Annotated in this window: 19 protein-coding genes; 7 read left to right on the top strand and 12 right to left on the bottom strand. The window is 40.1% G+C overall.

Annotated elements, in window-relative coordinates:
• Nucleotides 1-23 precede the first annotated feature (23 nt).
• A complete protein-coding gene (locus ABJD71_RS10955) occupies nucleotides 24-872 on the top strand; it encodes a peptidylprolyl isomerase (RefSeq protein WP_348168799.1) in 849 nt (282 codons plus the stop codon).
• 6 nt (nucleotides 873-878) lie between these two features.
• Here ABJD71_RS10955 and ABJD71_RS10950 read toward each other — a convergent pair whose 3' ends face one another.
• The 4 genes from ABJD71_RS10950 to ABJD71_RS10935 form a co-directional block, all read right to left on the bottom strand.
• Entirely contained in the window at nucleotides 879-1,235 is a 357-nt protein-coding gene (locus ABJD71_RS10950) for a Fis family transcriptional regulator (protein WP_348168792.1), read from the bottom strand.
• Complete coding sequence (locus tag ABJD71_RS10945; RefSeq protein ID WP_348168789.1) at nucleotides 1,228-1,509, bottom strand: pyrimidine/purine nucleoside phosphorylase; 282 nt, start codon at nucleotides 1,507-1,509, stop codon at nucleotides 1,228-1,230. Before ABJD71_RS10945 ends, ABJD71_RS10950 begins: the two co-directional genes overlap by 8 nt.
• Before the next feature lie 101 nt (nucleotides 1,510-1,610).
• The gene (locus tag ABJD71_RS10940) at nucleotides 1,611-1,877 is read right to left on the bottom strand and encodes a hypothetical protein (protein ID WP_348168786.1); all 267 of its coding nucleotides are present in this window, start codon (nucleotides 1,875-1,877) and stop codon (nucleotides 1,611-1,613) included.
• 102 nt (nucleotides 1,878-1,979) lie between these two features.
• Complete coding sequence (locus tag ABJD71_RS10935; RefSeq protein ID WP_348168784.1) at nucleotides 1,980-2,423, bottom strand: hypothetical protein; 444 nt, start codon at nucleotides 2,421-2,423, stop codon at nucleotides 1,980-1,982.
• 127 nt (nucleotides 2,424-2,550) lie between these two features.
• Here ABJD71_RS10935 and ABJD71_RS10930 point away from each other — a divergent pair, with 127 nt between their 5' ends.
• The 3 genes from ABJD71_RS10930 to ABJD71_RS10920 all read left to right on the top strand — a co-directional run bounded on the left by ABJD71_RS10930 (nucleotide 2,551) and on the right by ABJD71_RS10920 (nucleotide 4,578).
• Complete coding sequence (locus ABJD71_RS10930; protein WP_348168781.1) at nucleotides 2,551-3,291, top strand: dienelactone hydrolase family protein; 741 nt, start codon at nucleotides 2,551-2,553, stop codon at nucleotides 3,289-3,291.
• 7 nt (nucleotides 3,292-3,298) lie between these two features.
• Nucleotides 3,299-4,120 (top strand): hypothetical protein, encoded by an 822-nt coding sequence (locus tag ABJD71_RS10925; RefSeq protein ID WP_348168778.1) that lies wholly within the window; start codon nucleotides 3,299-3,301, stop codon nucleotides 4,118-4,120.
• Between the two features lie 95 nt (nucleotides 4,121-4,215).
• Complete coding sequence (locus ABJD71_RS10920; RefSeq protein ID WP_348168775.1) at nucleotides 4,216-4,578, top strand: hypothetical protein; 363 nt, start codon at nucleotides 4,216-4,218, stop codon at nucleotides 4,576-4,578.
• A 63-nt stretch (nucleotides 4,579-4,641) separates the two neighbouring features.
• Here the strand turns inward: ABJD71_RS10920 and ABJD71_RS10915 are convergent, their stop codons facing one another.
• Nucleotides 4,642-6,462 (bottom strand): DUF885 domain-containing protein, encoded by a 1,821-nt coding sequence (locus tag ABJD71_RS10915; RefSeq protein ID WP_348168772.1) that lies wholly within the window; start codon nucleotides 6,460-6,462, stop codon nucleotides 4,642-4,644.
• A 272-nt stretch (nucleotides 6,463-6,734) separates the two neighbouring features.
• Between ABJD71_RS10915 and ansA the strand changes: the two genes are divergently transcribed.
• Nucleotides 6,735-7,748 (top strand): asparaginase, encoded by a 1,014-nt coding sequence (gene ansA, locus ABJD71_RS10910; protein WP_348168769.1) that lies wholly within the window; start codon nucleotides 6,735-6,737, stop codon nucleotides 7,746-7,748.
• 109 nt (nucleotides 7,749-7,857) lie between these two features.
• Here the strand turns inward: ansA and ABJD71_RS10905 are convergent, their stop codons facing one another.
• Nucleotides 7,858-8,064 (bottom strand): cold-shock protein, encoded by a 207-nt coding sequence (locus ABJD71_RS10905; protein WP_133470935.1) that lies wholly within the window; start codon nucleotides 8,062-8,064, stop codon nucleotides 7,858-7,860.
• A 709-nt stretch (nucleotides 8,065-8,773) separates the two neighbouring features.
• On the opposite strand from ABJD71_RS10905, the gene ABJD71_RS10900 reads away from it, so the two are divergent.
• Nucleotides 8,774-11,326, top strand: a complete 2,553-nt coding sequence (locus ABJD71_RS10900) for a CotH kinase family protein (protein WP_348168766.1) — start codon at nucleotides 8,774-8,776, stop codon at nucleotides 11,324-11,326.
• Nucleotides 11,327-11,499: 173 nt separating this feature from the next.
• Here the strand turns inward: ABJD71_RS10900 and aroC are convergent, their stop codons facing one another.
• Nucleotides 11,500-12,600, bottom strand: coding sequence for a chorismate synthase (gene aroC, locus ABJD71_RS10895; RefSeq protein ID WP_348168763.1), 1,101 nt, complete (start codon nucleotides 12,598-12,600; stop codon nucleotides 11,500-11,502).
• Nucleotides 12,601-12,647: 47 nt separating this feature from the next.
• Entirely contained in the window at nucleotides 12,648-13,601 is a 954-nt protein-coding gene (gene prmB, locus ABJD71_RS10890) for a 50S ribosomal protein L3 N(5)-glutamine methyltransferase (protein WP_348168760.1), read from the bottom strand.
• Between the two features lie 89 nt (nucleotides 13,602-13,690).
• On the opposite strand from prmB, the gene smrB reads away from it, so the two are divergent.
• Nucleotides 13,691-14,266: an endonuclease SmrB gene (smrB, locus tag ABJD71_RS10885; protein ID WP_348168757.1), complete on the top strand. Its 576-nt coding sequence runs from the start codon at nucleotides 13,691-13,693 to the stop codon at nucleotides 14,264-14,266.
• A gap of 197 nt (nucleotides 14,267-14,463) precedes the next feature.
• On the opposite strand, the gene ABJD71_RS10880 is transcribed toward smrB, so the two are convergent.
• The 4 genes from ABJD71_RS10880 to ABJD71_RS10865 form a co-directional block, all read right to left on the bottom strand.
• Complete coding sequence (locus tag ABJD71_RS10880) at nucleotides 14,464-15,213, bottom strand: alpha/beta hydrolase (protein ID WP_348168754.1); 750 nt, start codon at nucleotides 15,211-15,213, stop codon at nucleotides 14,464-14,466.
• 100 nt (nucleotides 15,214-15,313) lie between these two features.
• The gene (locus tag ABJD71_RS10875; protein WP_348168751.1) at nucleotides 15,314-17,113 is read right to left on the bottom strand and encodes an acyl-CoA dehydrogenase C-terminal domain-containing protein; all 1,800 of its coding nucleotides are present in this window, start codon (nucleotides 17,111-17,113) and stop codon (nucleotides 15,314-15,316) included.
• 69 nt (nucleotides 17,114-17,182) lie between these two features.
• On the bottom strand, nucleotides 17,183-18,364 hold the full coding sequence (locus ABJD71_RS10870) for an acetyl-CoA C-acyltransferase (protein WP_348168748.1): 1,182 nt from the start codon (nucleotides 18,362-18,364) through the stop codon (nucleotides 17,183-17,185).
• Nucleotides 18,365-18,413: 49 nt separating this feature from the next.
• Nucleotides 18,414-20,543 (bottom strand): 3-hydroxyacyl-CoA dehydrogenase NAD-binding domain-containing protein, encoded by a 2,130-nt coding sequence (locus ABJD71_RS10865; RefSeq protein WP_348168745.1) that lies wholly within the window; start codon nucleotides 20,541-20,543, stop codon nucleotides 18,414-18,416.
• Between the last annotated feature and the right edge of the window lie 128 nt (nucleotides 20,544-20,671).

Genomic DNA, 20,671 nt, shown 5'->3' with positions numbered 1-20,671 from the left:
AACCGTTACTTGATGGAAATAAAATGAGAATTAAACAAGCTTTTGTATATTGCTGGATATTGGTAAATTTTAACCTATTTGCTGCGCCCCAATGGCGAACCCCAGATGCAGAAAACCTAGTCTATTTAAAACTAGAAACAGGGACAGTCGTAATAGAACTTGCTCCTTTTATGGCGCCTAATCATGTTAAACAATTTAAAGCATTAGTAAGTGAAGGCTTCTATGATGGTTTAGAATTTTATCGAGTCATCGATGGTTTTGTTGCTCAAGCTGGAGACGTTACAGAGCAAAAAATTAGTCATCATAAGTCCAAATTGCAAGCAGAGTTACAACGTACAGCACCTAAACAATCAGACTTTATACTAGTACAATCACCTGATTTTATAGCACCGCAAACAGGATTTATTAATGAATTTCCAGCGGCTCGGGATCCTCAAACTAATCAAGAATGGTTAACCCACTGTATGGGTACGCTAGCTTTCGCTAGGGACAATGATATCAACTCAGCCACTACAGAGTTCTATATCGTAATAGGTCAAGCCACCCGTCACTTAGACAAAAATATGAGTTCGATTGGCAGAGTCGTATATGGCATGTCAACCATTCAGTCTCTAAAACGAGCGCACATAAATAATGCTAGCGGCGTAATAGAACAATCAAAAAATCGTAGCAAGATCATCTGGGCAAAATTAGCAGCTCAGGTAGTAGAACAGGATAGAATTAAAGTAGAAATTCAACGTCAAGATTCAGAAGCATTCGTAAAACGACTACAAGATGCCAAAACCTTAGAAAATGAATTCTTTCACTACAAAGGTAATGGCAATTTAGATGTATGTTACTACCAGCCTAAAATACGTGTTAAAGACGAATAGGCTAAGTTATGAAAGGCTTAGCCTTTGATTCCAATCGCCATTATGCTCTAACAGGCAGGCTTCATCGGTATCAAAACAAACATGACGTCGCACATCCTTAAGCAAAATGCCAACTTTCAATAATTGCTGTTGAATTTGCTTTTTGAGCTCAATGTCTTGCTGCTTATCAAGCATAGCGTTCAGTGAGGCCTGATTATCAAATACACAGGTCACTAATAAGCTTGCAGGAAAGTTTGCATAGTTAGCTGAATGGGTCAGCCACTCAAATCCAGTAAGTTCAGGTTTTACTCCTTCACATACTATGGTTAATGCCTTTATTACATTGTTGTCTAACTTTTTTGTAGTTTTACTGAGCTTAGCCATAGGTACACAAATAAACTGTGTCGCTTTTCACTTGTACTTTAAACGTTTGATTAGCTTCAACCGTGAACTGCTCATTTGCCGCAAATGTTTGCCACTGTGTTGCATCAGGCAAAAACACAGTTAATGCACCACTCACTACTGTCATAGTTTCAAATTGGCTGGTTCCAAACTCATAATCTCCAGCGGCCATCACCCCTACCGTTGCCGGTAAAGACTCAGTTTGAAATCCAATAGACTTTACTTTGCCTTCAAAATATTCGTTAACATCAAACATAACTACCCTTAAATAAATCAAATTCAGAGGCCAATTTAGCAAATGAGAATCACTAAACAAACCGCTAATATGGTCTAACTTATCTTGATTTACATTCAAAATTAATTATCTTTGTGGCTCCCCTCTGCGTTTTTAGGTGTTTTGTTACCTGCTTGTGCTTTTTTAACTTCCTGTTTGCGCTCAACCACGGCTTCTATGGTTATTTGTGCCCTAGGATCAGGTAAATAAATTTGCAGAAATAATCCAAAAGCAATGGCTACGGCTTTTCTGTTTCTTGCCCACGAAATCATGATTAAACTAAAAAATATAAACCCAATAAAATATAACCAAGGCAAAGCCCCATAAAGTAAAGTCTGTAAATAGATCATTATCTTCTCTCGAATAAGTCACCAGAGATCTCTAATAACATTAGAATACTGGCTTATTAATACTTGAAGACTCAAAGAGTCTTGATGAATGGATTAAATAACTTAAGAGAAGGAGGCTGGAGGTTCGTCGGTAATAGGGATAAAAATACGAAGTCGGGTAAGAAAAACCAATTGAATTACTGGGTGAATATTTTGTTGAACTGATAGAGTTATTCCTTGTTTCAAGGTAACTAAACAGCGGTCTTGATGTATTTTGGGAGTTGGATAAACAGCTTGGTGTAGCTCTTTTGCTTTACGTTCTAGCCCCCAATATTTATGGGAAAATAACTGGGGAAGCTCTGCTAACTCAAGCTTTATGTTTGAATATTGCTTAGGTTCTAAAAGTGAAAAGGCTTCGCTTTCTGATAAGGTTGTAGAGTCAGACTCAAAGACAAAATAGCTAAGAGGCAGTTGCGATTCAGGTTTTAGCTCGCTGGCATATGCAAACTGTACCCCAAAAAAACAGGCAACAAAAAGAATCGACAAGATACGAACTGCCGAATCCATCACTATTTAATCACATCAAAACAATTCATATGCATAAGATAATGTTAAACATGAGGTTTTCAAGGGTGTATTTTATGCTATTAACAGCAATAATAAGCCATAGTCAATTTATCAAAAATGAAACCAGATGATTATTCAACGACATACCCAAGACATTAATACTGCAACCGGTGTGATGCGCACCTCGGTTTTTAGGCCCATTGCCGAAGGACAATTTCCCACTATTATTTTTTACTCAGAGATATTTCAAGAAACAAGTCCGATAACACGCAGCGCACAAATTTTAGCCAGCCATGGTTTTGTGGTGTTAGTGCCAGAAATATTCCATGAACTCAACCCAATTGGCACAGTGTTAGCCTATGATGATGCAGGCAAAGACAAAGGCAATGCAGATAAATTTACCAAACCCTTAGAAGATCACGACTCTGATACCCAAGCTATGGTGGAGTTTACAGAGCAACAAGCTTACTGCAGCAACAAAGTTGGGGTAATGGGTGTGTGTATTGGGGGGCATTTAGCATTTCGAGCGGCTTTAAATAACCAGATAGGCGCGGCATTTTGTTTATACCCTACTGATATTCACTCTAACACTTTACCTTGTACCGAAGGCAATGACTCATTAACAAGAAGTGGGGATATCAAGTGCCCTATGGTGTTAGTGTTTGGAAAACAAGACCCCCATGTTTCAGCCGAAGGCCGTGTATTAATTCATCAAACCCTAAGTCAACAAGCATCAAACTTTAGCTGGCATGAAGTTAACGCACAACATGCTTTTATGCGTGATGAAGGTGACAGATACGACGGAGCACTAGCCTTACAAATGTATAAAATGGCGATAGATTTCTTTCACGAAAGTTTACGCCCTTAAGTTTTACATGAGTCGTTTAAAATTGAAGTACCTATATATCATCACTTTTGTAACGACCTTTTTGCTTCCACTTAACGGCTATGGAGTCACTAAAGACCAATTTAGGGTACATGGCTTGTCAGCCTTTAGTACAGAGCAAGGGGCAAAGTTAGAAACCTGGTTAACCACGGGCGTTAATGCAACACGAAAAACCTTGGGTATCTACCCTGCTCCTTTAGAACTTTACGTATTCTCTAAAAAGTCTAATCAGCCAGTTCCCTGGGCTTATGCCCAAAGAGGTCAAGTGGATAGCGTACGTTTTTATGTTGATGCTCGCTTCTCACTGAACAAATTTACAAATGACTGGACTATTTATCATGAGTTGGCCCATATGGCGCTGCCCTACTTGGGCGTGAAATATGATTGGCTTTCAGAGGGATTTGCTAGCTTCATGCAATATCAAATAATGCAGCAAGCTGGGGTGTTAAAGGGCTCCTTACAAGATAATTATGCACTTAAAATAGCACCACAATTACGCTGGTTTAATAACAGTAACTTAACCGCAGCATCTATCGCTAAACGACTCATGACAAACGAACAGTATGGAGCTGCCTATTGGGGCAGTGCATACTTCTTTGTACTTGCAGATAAACAGCTTCAGGACAAACATAAAATTCAATTAACTGACCTAATTCGTCACTATCAAAGCTGTTGTAGAACAGATGAAAATAGCCTGCCTAAACTTATATCCACTTTAGATAAAATGTTAGATGACACGCTATTTTCTAATTTACTGGCTCAGTATGAAACCTTACCCGCTAAAACCTTATACCCAGCAAATTACCATTAAATAAACACTATCAATACCGGGCTAAAACTACATAACCTTTAAAAACGCTAATATTCCCTTATATTAACTTCATCAGTACTCATATTTTAAAGACAATGAAAGCACTAAAACTCTGCGGTTTTATCTCAATGATGTTGCTTGCATTTTTAGTAGGCCACTACACATCAGAAAGAAACACATTCAAAAATAAAGTGTTTAGTTTAAGCACAGGAATAGCCGTAACAGAACAATTACTCAATGAACATTTAAAGCGCTGTAACAAAACAGGATACAAAAGGTTTATGCCTTTTCATCAGCATAATTTAGATAGGGTCTACAGAATGAGTAATTATGCGACGGGATTTCCTTACTTTTTCGGAGAGAGCTTTTCTGTTGAAGTTGCAGACAGGTTTGACTCCCACAAAGTTAACTTTGACAACTATAAACTTGAATTTGAACGATCTTGCACTGCAACTTAACCTTCTATCAACCTAAAATGCTAATATTGAAGCCAAACCTCATGATTTGGCTTCTAATATAATTTACGCTTTTTGCTGTGCAATCCACCTATCAATTTTTGCTTCCAAAATTGGCATAGGTAGCGCGCCATCTATTAATATCTGTGTATGGAATTTTTTCACATCAAACTGCTCACCCAAAACTTGCTGTGCTTTATCTCTAAGCATACGAATATGTCGTTGCCCTACTTTATAACTCACCGCTTGGCCCGCCATCACTATATAACGTTCAACTTCAGCCTCGATATCGGTTAACGCAAGTGACGAATTATCTACCATAAAATCAATTGCCTGCTGACGTGTCCAGCCAAAAGCATGTAACCCAGTATCGACCACTAAACGCATTGCTCGTAGTTGTTCGTCTGATAAACGGCCATACCACATGTACGGGTCGGTAAATAATCCCATTTCTTTGCCTAAGCTTTCTGCATACAAAGCCCAACCTTCAGCAAATACTGTGTAGCCACCAAACTTACGAAAATCAGGCAAGCTTTCTACTTCTTGTTGAATCGCAATCTGAAAGTGATGCCCAGGCGCCGCTTCGTGCACACTTAAGGTTTCCATTAAATATTTGGGTTGAGCTCGAAGATTATAAGCATTGATATAAAAAATACCGGGCCGAGAGCCATCTGGTGCAGGGCTTTGATAACTAGCACCGGCTGAAGATGCCGCTCTAAATGCCTGTACCGCTCTAACTTCGTAATCAGCCTTTGGAAATACTTCAAACAACAAAGGGACTTTGCTATCTATCTTTTCTTTGATTTGAGTGTAGCCGTCTATCAACTCTTGTTCTGATTCAAAAAAGAATTGATCATCTGTTCGTAAAAACTCAAAAAATGCCGGTAAGTCACCTTCAAAACCCACTGTACTTTTGACCTTTTTCATCTCAGCTAGAATACGTGCAACTTCTTGCTGACCAAACTCATGAATATCAGCAGCAGTTAATGGCAAAGTAGTATTAGTTTCAATGCGGTACTCGTACCAAGCTTTACCATCAGGTAAGTCAGATATTCCAAACGTATCACGCCCAGCAGGCAGATAGGTTTCAGACATAAAATCATGGACTCGGCTATAAGCAGGAATAATAACGTCGCTGATCGCAGCTAAATATGCTTCCTCTAGTGCATTTTTTTCTGCGTCAGTGGCATCATCAATATCTTGAATGTTTGCCACAGGACCATAAAATACACTCTGAGTAACATCCTCTAACACATGGGCTTTTAACTGAGGCAATACTTTTTCAATAATAGGTTTAGGCAAAACCACCGACTTTTTGATGCCTTCTTGCATGGCAACAATGGCGCTATCCATATACACAGCAAAACCCTTCGCTCTTTCTATAAAGTTACGAAAGTCTTGTAAGGTATTAAAAGGTTGAGCACTTTGACCAGATCCTAATGATGCAAAATAAGAATGAGCGCCGCCCATTTGATGAAGTGGGATTAACTCACTTGGAAAGTTTGCGCCTTTTAAGGCAAGCTCTCTATCCCGCAGAAATATCTCGTAAGTGAGTAAGTCTTGCCCAGTCAGTAATGATAACTCTATTGCTTTAATTTTTTCTAAATATAACGTTTCAAACGCCAATACCTTAGCGATGTTTGCTTTGTTTATCGGCGAGCTAAACATATCATCATAAGTATTAATGCCAACAAAGGTTGCCCAAATTGGGTTCATCTGCATACTTTCATCAAAGTATGCTTGCACCAACTCACTAAGTTTTTGCGACTCTGATTTAACAACAGTAGCTGTAACGACTGCGTCTTCGGTTTTTGTAGACGTGCTCGGGCCACACCCCAGAGGCCCCAGTAACATCAAAACGACTACAGCAATTGGCTTTCTATTCATAAACTTGTCTCTTTATTGTAATTTAATAAGGTAAAGCTATTGTCTATCTGTCTTCTATATAAGCACTCTAGCATTCTTAAACGGTACTGTTTAAGATATTATTTCATCCCAATTATTTCACTTTTTCAATCAATACCTTTGCCTTAGATCACATAGAAAAAGCACTAAAACCAAAGATAGTCGCCTGAACGACTACTACTGGTTTAATTGAATTGTTATAGTTTTAATTATAAGGCAAATGCCAAAAACCAAATATCACCACTTGAGCAAAAATGAAGAAACACATATATGTAGCTTATACGGGCGGAACCATAGGCATGCGCCCTTCACCCCAAGGTTATATCCCTGCAGCTGGCTTTTTATCTGAAACCATAAACAATATGCCAGAATTTTACCGCAGTGAAATGCCTAACTTCACTATTCACGAGTATGCGCCACTCATAGATTCATCCGATATGAGCCCCAGTGATTGGCAGCAAATATCTAATGATATATTGCAGAATTACGACAGATATGACGGATTTATTATTCTCCATGGCACTGACACCATGGCTTATACGGCTTCTGCGTTATCATTTATGCTAGAAGACTTAGGCAAGCCGGTGATAGTGACAGGTTCGCAAATTCCACTGGCACAGTTGCGTTCAGACGGCCAAGTCAACCTACTAAATGCCCTATACATAGCAGCCAACTACCCGATCCCAGAAGTTACGTTATTCTTCAACAATCAATTATTTAGAGGTAACCGTAGCCGCAAGGTAGACTCTGATGGTTTTAACGCATTTGACTCGCCGAACTTACCACCTTTGTTAGAAGCTGGCATAGATATAGAAGTCAAAATAGATAATAAACAATTGAGTATAGACAGTAGTAAACAACTAAAAGTCAGTAACATCACATCCCAGCCAATAGGCATAGTGACGCTTTATCCCGGTATCAGTGCCGATGTTTTAAAGAACACACTACAACAACCTGTAAAAGCATTAATTTTATTGAGTTTTGGCGTAGGTAATGCGCCTCAGAACCCCGCGTTATTGAAACAACTTGAGTGGGCCAACGATCAAGAAATAATAGTTCTAAACTGCACTCAATGTGTAAGAGGTAAGGTAAATATGTCTGGGTATGCCAATGGTAATATCCTCAAAGAAGTAGGCGTTGTATCGGGCACAGACATGACCCCAGAAGCAGCATTAGCCAAACTACATTATTTACTCAGTAAAGATATGCCTATCTCAGAAATTAAACGTTTACTCGTGACCAGTTTGTGTGGGGAGTTGACGATATAGAAGCTCCAGCTTTTTAAATTTACTAATGAAGTGATAACAAAATAAATTTCAGGCATAAAAAAAGCAAACCCTATGGTTTGCTTTTTTCTGGAATTTAATTATTTAATAATTAAAGTACAGTAATGTTCTCAGCTTGAGGACCTTTTTGGCCTTGAGTTACAGTGAACTCAACTTTTTGGCCTTCAGCCAAAGTTTTAAAGCCAGTACCGTTGATAGCACGGAAGTGAGCGAAAACGTCAGGTCCATTTTCTTGTTGAATGAAACCGAAACCTTTAGATTCGTTAAACCATTTTACTGTACCAGTAGTTGTAGACATAGTCTTTCCTATATTTTTCAAGAGTAATTTTGTCTCCTAAGAGACGTTGTTTTTGCTGAAGCGTGTTGCAATTACTTATGAGCTACAAGACGAGGTACTACAATGGGACATCGAAACCATGTACATAAATATCAAACTTACTTTCAAGCATGGTTAGTATATCTCTCATGTTCTGTAGGTCAACAACTATCGTGTATGAAACTGGTCTAACAAGGTTTTTATTTCAATAAGTTATTCATAAAAATATAACATTAAAATTATTACACTATGTGAAGTTGACCTTACCCAAGCCAAACCAGTTCTACATAAGACTAAAAAACTATCATTAACAGTGCATAACAAGGTTTTTTTGATACCCTTCATCAAGCTCAACAACAACCAGTACTTCTTAAATTTGAAAGTATTCTAGCAAATTGACCTTAGCTTTTAATAAATATGTATTGTTCGTTACTTTCAAACAACATTTAAAGATAGAAGCAATAGCGCAAAGCTAATTGTTTTATCCAGTCCATCCCACTCTTACAGAATCAGTTTTAACTTCGCTTTTCACTGACAACATTGGCTTACCTATAAAGATAAATAGTCGTTAACAATTCAACAGAAACAACTCTCTATAATTACAAAATTATTGCACTAAATTTACACATTTTTTGCACATTTAGTTTTTAGTATCACTTGCAATTATTAAGAATTTTTGAGCCCCTAAAATATGAAACACAAATCAATTGTCGCTCTTTCTTCTGTTATCGGCGCTATGTTATTAGTAGGCTGCGGAGGATCGAATAATAACTCAAGTCAGCTCGACTCAAGTAGTTCCGATAGTACAACTTATACATTGGTCATTAATGAGGTTGTCGCATCTGCGATTGATGATGGAGCTGACTGGATTGAGCTTTATGCCCTAGCAGACATTGCCGACCTTTCTGTTTATAGCGTTACTGATGACAAAACTAATCGGGAACCACAATCACTACCTGCAATTAGCCTAGATCAAGGCGAATACTTAGTAATTCAAGCTATTGATGAAGAAGATACGCCACCAGAAAACCAATACTATGTCACTTTCAAGTTAGGAGGTGATGATGCCGTAATGCTATATCAAAATTCGCAACAAATAGACCAATTAGACTGGGAAGATGGCGATGCAGAAGAAGGTTACAGTTATGGTTTATATGTAGACGGTACAGGAACAGCTCAAACCATGTTACCAACCGAAGGGGCTACCAACGAAGAGCTCAATGAAACCGTAGTAGTAACGGACACCATCACAAATAACGACGCTGAATTGCGTATCAACGAGATTGTTGCCAAAGATTCTGCTGAGGGTGAGGATTGGATAGAGTTTTATGCAACCGGTAACCTCCCTGTATTTTTAGGAGACTATTCAGTATCAGATGAAGACAGTGAATTGTTCAGCCTTCCAAATGTAACGATTGCAGCAGGTGAGTTTTATCGTATATACGCAACCTCAGATGATATTAGTGATGCTGATACAGTTGACTTTAAACTAGGTTCTGCAGACAAGGTTAGCTTATTTCTAGATACGGACTTAATAGATCAATTAAGCTGGGACAAAGGTGCAGCACTAATTGGTACAAGTTACGGCCGCTACCCAGACGGAAGCGACGCACTGGAGACTCTTATTCCTTCACCGGTGACGGCAAATACACTAGCGACCAGAGGTCCTTTGGTCATAAACGAAGTGGTCGCTACTCATGTTGACGAAGGTAATGACTGGTTTGAGTTATATAACAACAGCGACACCAGTATTTTATTAAGTGACTATCAGATCATTGATAGTAGTGAAGATATTGAAGCGATAACTTTACCAGAGGTGACCTTAGCTGCCGCACAGCATATTGTAATCTACGCCGTAGATGATGATCCTGATGACTACTACGTACCTTTTAAGCTCGGCAAAGAAGATGAACTCACCTTAATTCACAATGAAGAAACCGTTGATTACATTGACTGGCAAGAAAGTGATGTTTCGCCGGGCTATAGTTTCGGCTTAACAACTGACGGTAGCTGGGATAAAAACACCCTTTCAATAACCATGGGTGAACCAAACCAGCAACCCACTATATTTGAACAAGACTCGGTAGAGTCAATTTATTTTGAAATTGACCCAGACGACTGGCAAGACTTGCTAGATAACGCCATCAACGAAGAGTATCACCTCAGCTCTGTTACGTATAAAGGTGTGACATTAGACAAAGTAGCGATTCGCACTAAAGGTAACTCAAGTTTAGAATCTGTTGTTCGTTCAAACAGTGACCGATATAGCTTTAACATTGATATAAACGAGTATGTAAGCGGTCAAAAATTACTAGGTATGAAAAAATTCGTACTCAATAATATGTACAACGACCCCTCCTATATGCGTGAGTATATCGCCTATGACTTATTAGAAGAAATGGGGGTGGCAACACCAAAACATAGCTATGTAAATGTTTATGTTAACGATGAATTGAAGGGGTTGTATTTATTAGTAGAATTTGTGAACAGCGACTTTATATCCAAACATTTTACCAATGAAGAAGGTGATTTATACAAGCCTGACGGCACTGGTAGTGACTTACAATGGATAGATGATGACTTTAGTAGCTACAGTGGAGTTGAGCTAAAAACTAATGAAGACACTTCTGATAATGGCGCATTTACTAATTTTGTGTACGAAATGGAGTTTAGTGATGGGTTAAGTGTCATCAACCAAGACTCAGTACTACGTTATATGTCTGTCAGTGTCGCCCTTTCAAATTTAGACAGCTATCATGGTACATTGGCCCATAACTACTATATATATGAACAAGATAACGTATTCTCTATATTGCCATGGGATTTAAACGAGTCCTTTGGATCTTTTAGTATGGGGTGCAATAGAGCGGATATTCGCGAATTATATATAGACGAGCCAACAGACGGGCCACTTGCTGATAAACCTCTAATTGCCAAAGTATTTGCAAATAGTGACAACCTAAATACGTATCATAACTACCTCACTCAACTTATTGAAGGTCCTCTTGAAAGTGCTAATTTTGCTGCACGGGTAGCTAAGATTGATGCACTTATTAGTGAGCACGTAGCGAATGACCCCAGCGCTTTCTATACATATTCCGAATACCAGCAAAATCAAAACTCAACTGTAGATAACTTCTACGGACTCACCTCTTTTATCGATTACCGAGTCAATAATATCGAACAACAACTCAGTGGCGAAGTTGCATCTAGCGGCAATGGCAGTGGCTTTTGTAATAATTAGTTAATCTAGATATGAAGAAATAGCTCTTACCTAACCAAAAGGGCTATTTATTAGCAAACTGGATGTGTAGAAGTTCGACTGTTACTGCAATTGTAGAATCAGTTCATGGACTCAAACTACGAGTTGTTTGAGTCCATTAAAAACAATGGAAATTAGCTCCCCCCCATGGGAGACTAGTTAACCTGTCCTGATATGGTAGGTGTTTGACTTTTCACATCGGCATTTTGGCCTCTGTGCCTTAAAAGATGGTCCATTAATACTAAAGCCATCATGGCTTCTGCTATTGGCACAGCGCGAATACCTACGCAAGGGTCATGTCTTCCCTTGGTAATGACCTCTGCAGTTTGCCCATTAATATCAATGGTTTCACCCGGTACAGAAATACTAGAGGTCGGCTTAAGGGCCATATTAACTAACAAGTCTTGACCGGTGGAAATACCGCCTAACACCCCGCCAGAACGATTTGATTTAAATCCCTCAGGCGTCATTACATCTCTGTGATCACTACCTTTTTGTTCAACCGTGTCAAATCCATCACCAACTTCAACCCCCTTTACTGCATTAATACCCATCATGGCATGGGCTAAGTCGGCATCTAGTCTGTCAAAAATAGGCTCGCCAAGACCCACTGGCATATTAGTAGCGACAACTGAAACTTTAGCACCAATTGAGTCTCCCTCTTTTTTTAAGTCTCTCATATAACTATCAAGGGCTTCTAACTTGCTCTCATCAGGACAAAAGAAGGCATTAGTATTGGTAATGCTGTGGTCAACAGTTTCTACTTTGATGGGCCCTAGTTGCGACAAATAACCATGAATTTCAATACCGTGATGTTCTTTTAGGTATTTTTTAGCTACGCCACCAGCGGCAACCCGAATAGCAGTCTCGCGAGCAGAAGAACGCCCACCACCACGATAATCGCGTAGTCCATACTTTTGCTGATACGTATAGTCTGCATGGCCAGGTCTGAAGGTATCTTTGATCTTAGAATAATCATTACTACGTTGGTCAGTATTGTTGATTAACAATCCAATACTGGTGCCTGTGGTTTTTCCTTCAAACACTCCAGACAAAATTTTCACTTCATCTTCTTCACGTCTAGCCGTAGTGTAACGAGAGGTGCCGGGTTTACGTCTATCTAAATCAACCTGTAAATCTTCTTCAGAAATATCTAACCCTGGAGGGCAACCATCGATAATGCCACCTATTGCAATACCGTGACTTTCACCAAAGGTGGTCACCGTAAATAATTTACCGAAGGTATTACCTGCCATAATATTTTGTTCCTATTTTAAAAATTTGTAATCTGTATATATCTATTTTAATGATCAACCGCACGCCAATATTCAACTAATTGCTTCTTGCTTATCGCAAAGACCCCATGCCCACCATTTTCAAACTGTACCCACTGAATTGGTAACTCAGGGTAACGAGTATACATATGCACTTCGCTATTACCTACTTCAACAAACAACCAACCATTTTCAGTTAGGTGATTGGGAGCCTGTCGTAATATATTATCCACTAAATCAAGGCCATCTTTACCCGCAGCTAAAGCAAGTTCAGGCTCATGATGAAACTCGTCGGGTAAATCCCCCATATCTTCAGCATCAACATACGGAGGGTTACTCACAATCAAGTCATACTTTTGCCCTTGTAGGGCACCCATCAAATCTGAGTAAATGGGAAACACTCTATGGCTTAATTCATGCTCATTTATATTAAGCTCTGCTACCTCAAGGGCTTCAGGGCTAATATCCACAGCGTCGACTTGTGCTTCTTCAAAGGCATATGCAAGCGCAATAGCAATACAACCACCGCCAGTGCATAAGTCTAAAAGGTGTTGTGGTTCGTCGTCTGTCAGCCAATCTTCAAATTGATTTTGAATCAGCTCTGCAAAAGGAGAACGAGGAATTAACACCCTCTCATCTACATAAAATGGTAAATTACAAAACCAAGCCTGATTGGTTAAATAAGGAACAGGTATACGCTCTTCAACCCTACGTTTAACCACTTCCATAATAGTCAGTTTTTCAACTTGAGTTAAACGGCTATGAAACAATTGGTCACCCGTTTGTAATGGTAACTCTTGCGGAAGGTGTAACAGTTGCAAAACTAAACTAACAGCTTCATCCCAAGGATTGTCGGTACCATGACCATAAAACAAACCAGCTTGATTAAAGCAACTAACAGACCAACGCACCATATCTAACATAGTGTGTAAATCTTGTGCGGTTTGCTCAATACTTTGCTCTGAAAAAGTGTTTTGGCTCATAAGCTCGCTTATTAAATCTGTTTCTATCGATATTCTCATATAACAATGTTTGTTATGCTACTTGGAAATTGATACTTATTTTGTAATGAATGAAAAACACGCCATCTCGTCACCAAACTCACACAGATTTCGAAGAAGAAAACTTTTTTAAAAAAGAGTTTAAAGATATCGCGCCAATAAAGCAGGACAAAATACCGCCTCAACGCTTTTCCAGCAAGCAGAATTGGAATACAAAGCAAAAAAATCAATCCTCTCAGGCTGAAATGCGTCAAGCCGCGGCGGCTTTTGAGTTTTCTGATGGTTTTGAAGGCCATTTTGAAATTGATCAGCCCCTAAAATATATAAAGCCAGACACCGACACCCATGAAGTAAAACGCTTACGCCGTGGCGACTATCCACCAGACCTAATATTAGACTTACACGGTTTAAAAAAAGAAGAGGCTAAACACGAAGTGGCGGCACTTATTCATGCAGCACAAAAGCAACATGTTTATTGTGTGAGTATTATGCATGGCAAAGGTACTTACACTCTAAAAAAAGCGGTTCCCAATTGGTTAATTCAACACCCAGCGGTATTAGGGTTTCATCAAGCGCCAAAAGAATGGGGTGGCCAAGCTGCCGTATTAGTTCTCATAGACTTACCACAGCACCATGCAAAGTATTAATTAAAAAGTGCGTTTGCTGACTTTTACTCGGTCGGCGTTATAAACTCAGCAATTTCTTTGTTTACCTCAATGGGTACCTCATGCTGGATCCAGTGACTCGTTGTTGGGTACCGAATAACCCTCACGTCTGGCACATATTCTTCAATTCCATCGACATTTTGTGTCACAAATGCCTGATCTTGTTCACCCCATAAAATTTAGGTTGGGCAGGTTATACGAATATTAGGAATTTTCATGTCCGCTGATGCAATGACTGGTCCGTCAGTTTTCAAGACTTGTTTTTTCGAAGGGGCGAGTTGTGGCATGGATTTATAGTATTTTAACATCCCAGCGACCGCACCTGGCTGCGACCATGCTGTAAGGTATTTCCGACGCTGTTCTTGATTGAGTGCGCCCTCTTTCATGCCGGTAAACACCTCGTTAGTAAGATACTCAAAGCCATTCTCTGATAGCTTTGTAACTGCACCTTCGCCAATCAACTCATGGATGTATTCACTTTTTTTACGCTGTTCTGAATTTGTGATCATTTCACGGGTAAAAAGGCTTGGATGTGCAGCATTTAAAATAACTAAGCGCTCAATTAAATGAGGGTAAAATGCAGTCAACGGCCATGCAATTGCCCCGCCCCAATCATGTGCAACCAGTATTATTTTTTGATTAGGAGCAAGCTGTCGAATTAATGTAGCTATAAATTGAATTAAGTTAGGGACTTCATAAAAACCTTGCTCTTGAGGTTTATCACTTAAATTGTAACCGGGTAAATCAGGGGCAATGACGCGATACGTTTTACTAAAAAATTCTAACTGAGCATGCCAAGTTTCCCAGTATTCCGGGAAGCCATGTAAGAACACCATAGTTTGAACATTTGAGTCAGCGGGATCGTGTTTCGGCACACCTTCAACATAGTGAATATTAGTTTGGTCTATCTTAATAAATTGATGTTTCATACACTTCACCTAAACATTTAAATCCAATAAAAAAGCGAACCGAAGTTCGCTTTACGTCCCCTGCTTAGCTTTTCGTTGGCTTAGGCCAATCTTTTGTTATTTAAACAATATTAAATTGTTCTTCTTCAATACTCATTAAGTTGCTAGCGCCAGAATCCATAGACAAGGCCAACGACCGAGTTCGCACCAACAGGCGATCAAAATAAAACTTAGCGGTATGAAGCTTAGCTTTATAAAACTCTTCATCGTCAGTACCGTCATCAATTTTTTGCTGAGCCACTACAGCCATTTTCAACCAGAAATACCCCACGACTACATAACCAGAGTACATCAGATAATCTACCGATGCTGCCCCTAACTCTTCTGGGTTACTTGCTGCACGCTGCATAATATCTTCAGTTTTTTGATGCCACTCGTGAACATGTTTATCTAAGCTATTTGACCATTCATTAAATTGGCTTTTACCGCGGATACTTAAACAATACTCTTTCACCTCATCGGTAAATACACTTAATAACTTGCCCCTTGAGCCTGCGACCTTACGAGCCAATAAATCTAATGCCTGAATACCTGTCGTCCCTTCGTACATAGTACAAATACGGGTATCTCGAGCGAGTTGTTCCATACCCCACTCTGCAATAAAGCCGTGACCTCCAAAAACCTGCATACCGTAACTTGTGACTTCTTGAGCAGTTTCAGTCAGAAATGCTTTCACAATAGGGGTCAAAAATGCCAACTTGGCCTCAGCGAGCTCCTTCGCTTCTTCATCTTGACTGGCATGGGTAACATCAACTAATTGCATGGCGTATACAGCCAAGGCTCGATTGCCTTCGGCAAAGGCTTTTTGGGTCAGTAACATACGTCGTACATCAGGATGGTTAATAATAGGATCTGCAGGGCCATTTGGATTTTTAACGCCGCTCATTGACCTAAACTGTAAACGGTCTTTAGCATAAGCTAAGGCACCTTGAAAAGCAGCGTCAGAGGCTGCTAAACCTTCAAGACCAGTTCCAATTCGAGCACTATTCATAAAGGTAAACATACAATTTAAACCACGGTTTTCAGTTCCAACTAGATAACCTTTTGCCCCATCAAAATTAATGACACAACTTGCAGAGGCTTTGATACCCATTTTGTGTTCGATAGAACCACATGACACTTGATTACGATCTAGTTTTTCACCGTCTAGGCCTGCATGAAACTTAGGCACAACAAACAGAGAAATGCCTTTCGTACCACTTGGCGCATCTGGTAAACGTGCAATCACAATATGTACAATATTTTCAGACATATCGTGCTCACCAGCAGAGATAAAGATCTTAGTCCCCGTCAAGCTATAGCTGCCATCATTATTGGGCACTGCTTTACACTTAAGCATTCCCAAATCAGAACCACAGTGTGGTTCGGTTAAGCACATAGTACCGGTCCAAGTACCTGCTACTAAGTTGTTCAAGAACATTTTTTGTTGTTCAAGGGTGCCCCATTCTTTGAGGGTTTCCATACAACCTTGACTCAAACCTGGGTACATAGCCCAAGAGTGATTGGCTGCAGAAAACCACTCTGCAATGATACTACCTAAAGAGTATGGAAGGTTTTGACCACCAAACTCTTCTGGATGGGTCATACCTGTCCACCCGCCTTCAACATATTTTTGATAGGCTTCTTTAAAACCTGTTGGGGTGGTGACGACGCCGTCATCCCATTTACATCCTTCTTTATCACCAATAGCGTTGATTGGTGCTAATTCGTTTTCTGCAAACTTGGCTGCTTCAGAAAAAATAGCTTCAACCATATCGGGAGACGCATCTTCAAACCCTAGGTCGGCGTAGTGCTTTTCATAACCTAGTAACTCGTTCATTACGAACAAAGCTTCTTTCTGTGGGGCTTTATAATCTTGCATAACTTACCTCTAAAAAATATGACTCAACTGGCTCTTATTACAAACGAATTAAAAGCCACTAGAATGGATTTAGTAAACTTCAAATAGACCAGCCGCCCCCATTCCCCCCCCGATACACATAGTACATACAACATATTTTGCACCTCGGCGCTTTCCTTCAATAAGTGCATGACCAACCATACGTGCACCACTCATCCCATAAGGGTGCCCCACTGAGATAGCGCCACCGTTTACATTCAGTATGTTGTCGTCAATCCCTAATTTGTCACGGCAATACAGTACTTGCACAGCAAAGGCTTCATTTAACTCCCATAAACCAATATCGTTCATGGTCAAACCGTGTTGTCTTAGTAATTTTGGTACAGCGAAGATTGGACCAATACCCATTTCGTCTGGTTCGCACCCCGCTACAGCTATGCCTCGATAAGCACCAAGAGGATTAAGGTTTTGTTGCTCTGCTAATTTGCTATCCATCAAGACGCTAGCTGAAGCTCCATCTGAAAGTTGACTAGCGTTCCCCGCAGTAATGACCCCACCTTCAATAACCGGTTGTAAATTTTGTAAACCTTCTAGGCTAGTTTCCGCGCGGTTCCCTTCATCTTTAGTTAAGGTGACTTCTTGGAAGCTTTCTACTTTAGTTTCGCGATCAACAAGCACTTTAGTTGCAGTTACTGGCACGATTTCATCAACGAACTTGCCTGCAGCCTGTGCAGCAGCGGTGCGCATTTGACTTTGATAAGCATATTCGTCTTGCACATCACGACTAATACCGTAACGGGCAGCCACAACTTCAGCGGTTTGTAACATAGGCATATAAATATTTTTATGCATTTTGGCTAGAGCTGGGTCAACCATACGATGGGTGTTCATTGAGTTGTTTTGTACTAAGCTGATTGAATCAAGCCCACCAGCCACCATTACAGGTACATTCTCGGTCATTACATGTTTTGCAGCAGTCGCGATAGCGTACATTCCAGAGCTACATTGACGGTCTATCGTCATACCAGAAACCGATGCAGGTAAGCCACCGGCCAAGCCTGCTAATCGGCCTATGTTCATACCACCACTACCTTGGGTAAGTGCGCTTCCCATGATGACATCGTCAACACTTGCGGGGTCAATTCCCGACTTTTTAACAGCTTCTCGAATTGCATGACCACCTAAACTTGGTGCTTCTAAGTTATTAAATGCACCCTTGTAGGCCCGGCCAATGGGAGTTCTTGCTGTTGATACAATGACTGCTTCTTTCATGATATTCTCTTTAATCGGTTACATAATTTGTTTATTTGATAGTGAGCGGTTATAGGTCAGAAAATCGCTTGCCTTGGTCGGCTAATTTTTTCAGTAATGGCGCTGGCTCAAACCAATTTTTTCCATGTTCGCCTAATTCATCTCGATATTTACACATGGCGTCGTATACGGTTTTCAAACCAATTTCATCGGCATACTGCATGGGACCACCTCGATATACTGGGAAGCCATAGCCATATACATAAATCACATCGATATCACTTGATTTAGCGGCAATGCCCTCTTCTAAAATCAAAGCACCTTCGTTGATCATTGGGAAAATAATACGTTCGATAATCTCTTGGTCGGATATTTCACGTTGCGCCACACCTAAATCGACGGCGGTTTGCCTAGCGAGAGCCATAACACTGGGATCAGGAATGGGTTTTCGATTACCTGCTTCGTATAAATACACGCCTTTTCCTGCTTTTAAACCAACTCGACCTTGCTCAACTAACTTGTCAGCTAAAATACAATAGGTTGGATCGTGCTTGATAAACTCTCGACGTGATTCTCGTACGAAAGCACCTATATCTTGTCCTGCCATATCTCCCATGGTGAAAGGTCCCATAGGTAAACCAAAGTCATAGATAACTTTATCGACGTTTTCTGGAGTGGCTCCTTCTAGCATCATACGGTTAGCTTCACGACCGTAGGTTTCAATCATTCTGTTACCCACAAATCCGAAACAAACGCCTACTAACACAGCGACCTTATTAATTTTCTTGGCCATTTTCATTGAAGTTTTAATCACTTCGGGTGAGGTTTTGCTGGTCTTAACCACCTCAAGCAGTTTCATTACATTAGCAGGGCTAAAGAAATGTAAACCAATTACATCTTCAGGGCGTTTAGTTGCCTTTGCTATTTCATCAATATCTAAAGTAGAGGTATTAGAAGCTAAAATTGCCCCTGGTTTGCATACCGCATCTAAAGACTTAAACACTTCTTGTTTCACAGACATTTTTTCAAACACAGCTTCTATGACTAAATCAACGTCGCCCAAATCAGCATAAGCGGTTGACCCACTCAGCAAAGCCATTCTTTGTTCTATCTGTTGTTGGGTTAACTTCCCTTTTTTAGCTGAGTTCTCATAATTTTTACGGATAAGCGCCAGGCCTTTATCTAATGCCTCTTGCTGAAGTTCAAGCATAATGACTGGAATGCCCGCATTAGCAAAGTTCATCGCTATGCCCCCTCCCATGGTACCCGCACCAATAATGCCGACTTTTTGAATACCTCTGACTGGGGTGTTTTTATCAAAGTCTTTTACATGAGACGCAGATCGCTCAGCAAAAAAGAAATGTTGCTGAGCTCTTGCTTCTTTAGAGCCCATACACTCCATAAATAATTCGCCTTCGCGTTTTACCCCCTCATCAAAAGGTAAAGTCACTGACGCCTCAACGGCTTGTATACAACGTTCTGGTGCAAAGAAGCCTCGAGCCTTTATGGCTAAACCTTTACGGTATTGTTCAAATAGCTCTTTCAGGGCAGGGCTTGTGTCAACTTGCACATCACAGGTTTTACGGACTTGACTGCCTTTAGCAACAACGTCTTCACAAAAACCTATGGCACGACTTAATAAAGTTTCTGGAGCGTCAATCACAAGGTCAAATACACCAGTCAACTTTTTAGCTGCCACAGGACGCCCCGAAACAATCATATCTAGTGCTTGCTGAACACCTGCCAACCTAGGAAGACGTTGAGTTCCCCCAGCGCCAGGTAAAATACCTAAGTTGACCTCAGGTAACCCTACTTTGTTACTTGCGAAAGTAACCCTATAATGGCATGCCAGCGCGACTTCAAGCCCACCACCAAAAGCGGGACCATTTAATACAGCTACCACTGGTTTAAACGAGTTTTCAATAGCATTTAATACTACTGGCAAATTAGGCTCTAAATCACCACTTGCAAACTCACTAATATCAGCGCCACCCGAAAACACATTCTGCTTTGATGAAATAACAATAATATCAACCGAGTCATCTGCCATTGCCCTATTTAAGTTTTCAAGCAAACCTACTCTGACAGGCTTTGATAAAGCATTAACGGGAGGGTTTTGCATCCATAAGATGGTCACTTTTTTTGAAGCTGGTGTTTCAATTACTTCATAGGCGACAGCTTGTGAGTCATGTTGATTCATAAAAATTCTATGCAAGTGGAAAGTGAATGCAAAATATTAGGCCACCTAAGTAAATCATTCTAATTTATTGATTTTATACAATCGAATAACCCTAGTTTATTACACTACATTTACAATTATACTTTAGA

Source organism: Paraglaciecola sp. (assembly GCF_039943935.1).
Classification (GTDB): domain Bacteria; phylum Pseudomonadota; class Gammaproteobacteria; order Enterobacterales; family Alteromonadaceae; genus Paraglaciecola.
This window is presented reverse-complemented; position numbering and strand designations above follow the sequence as displayed.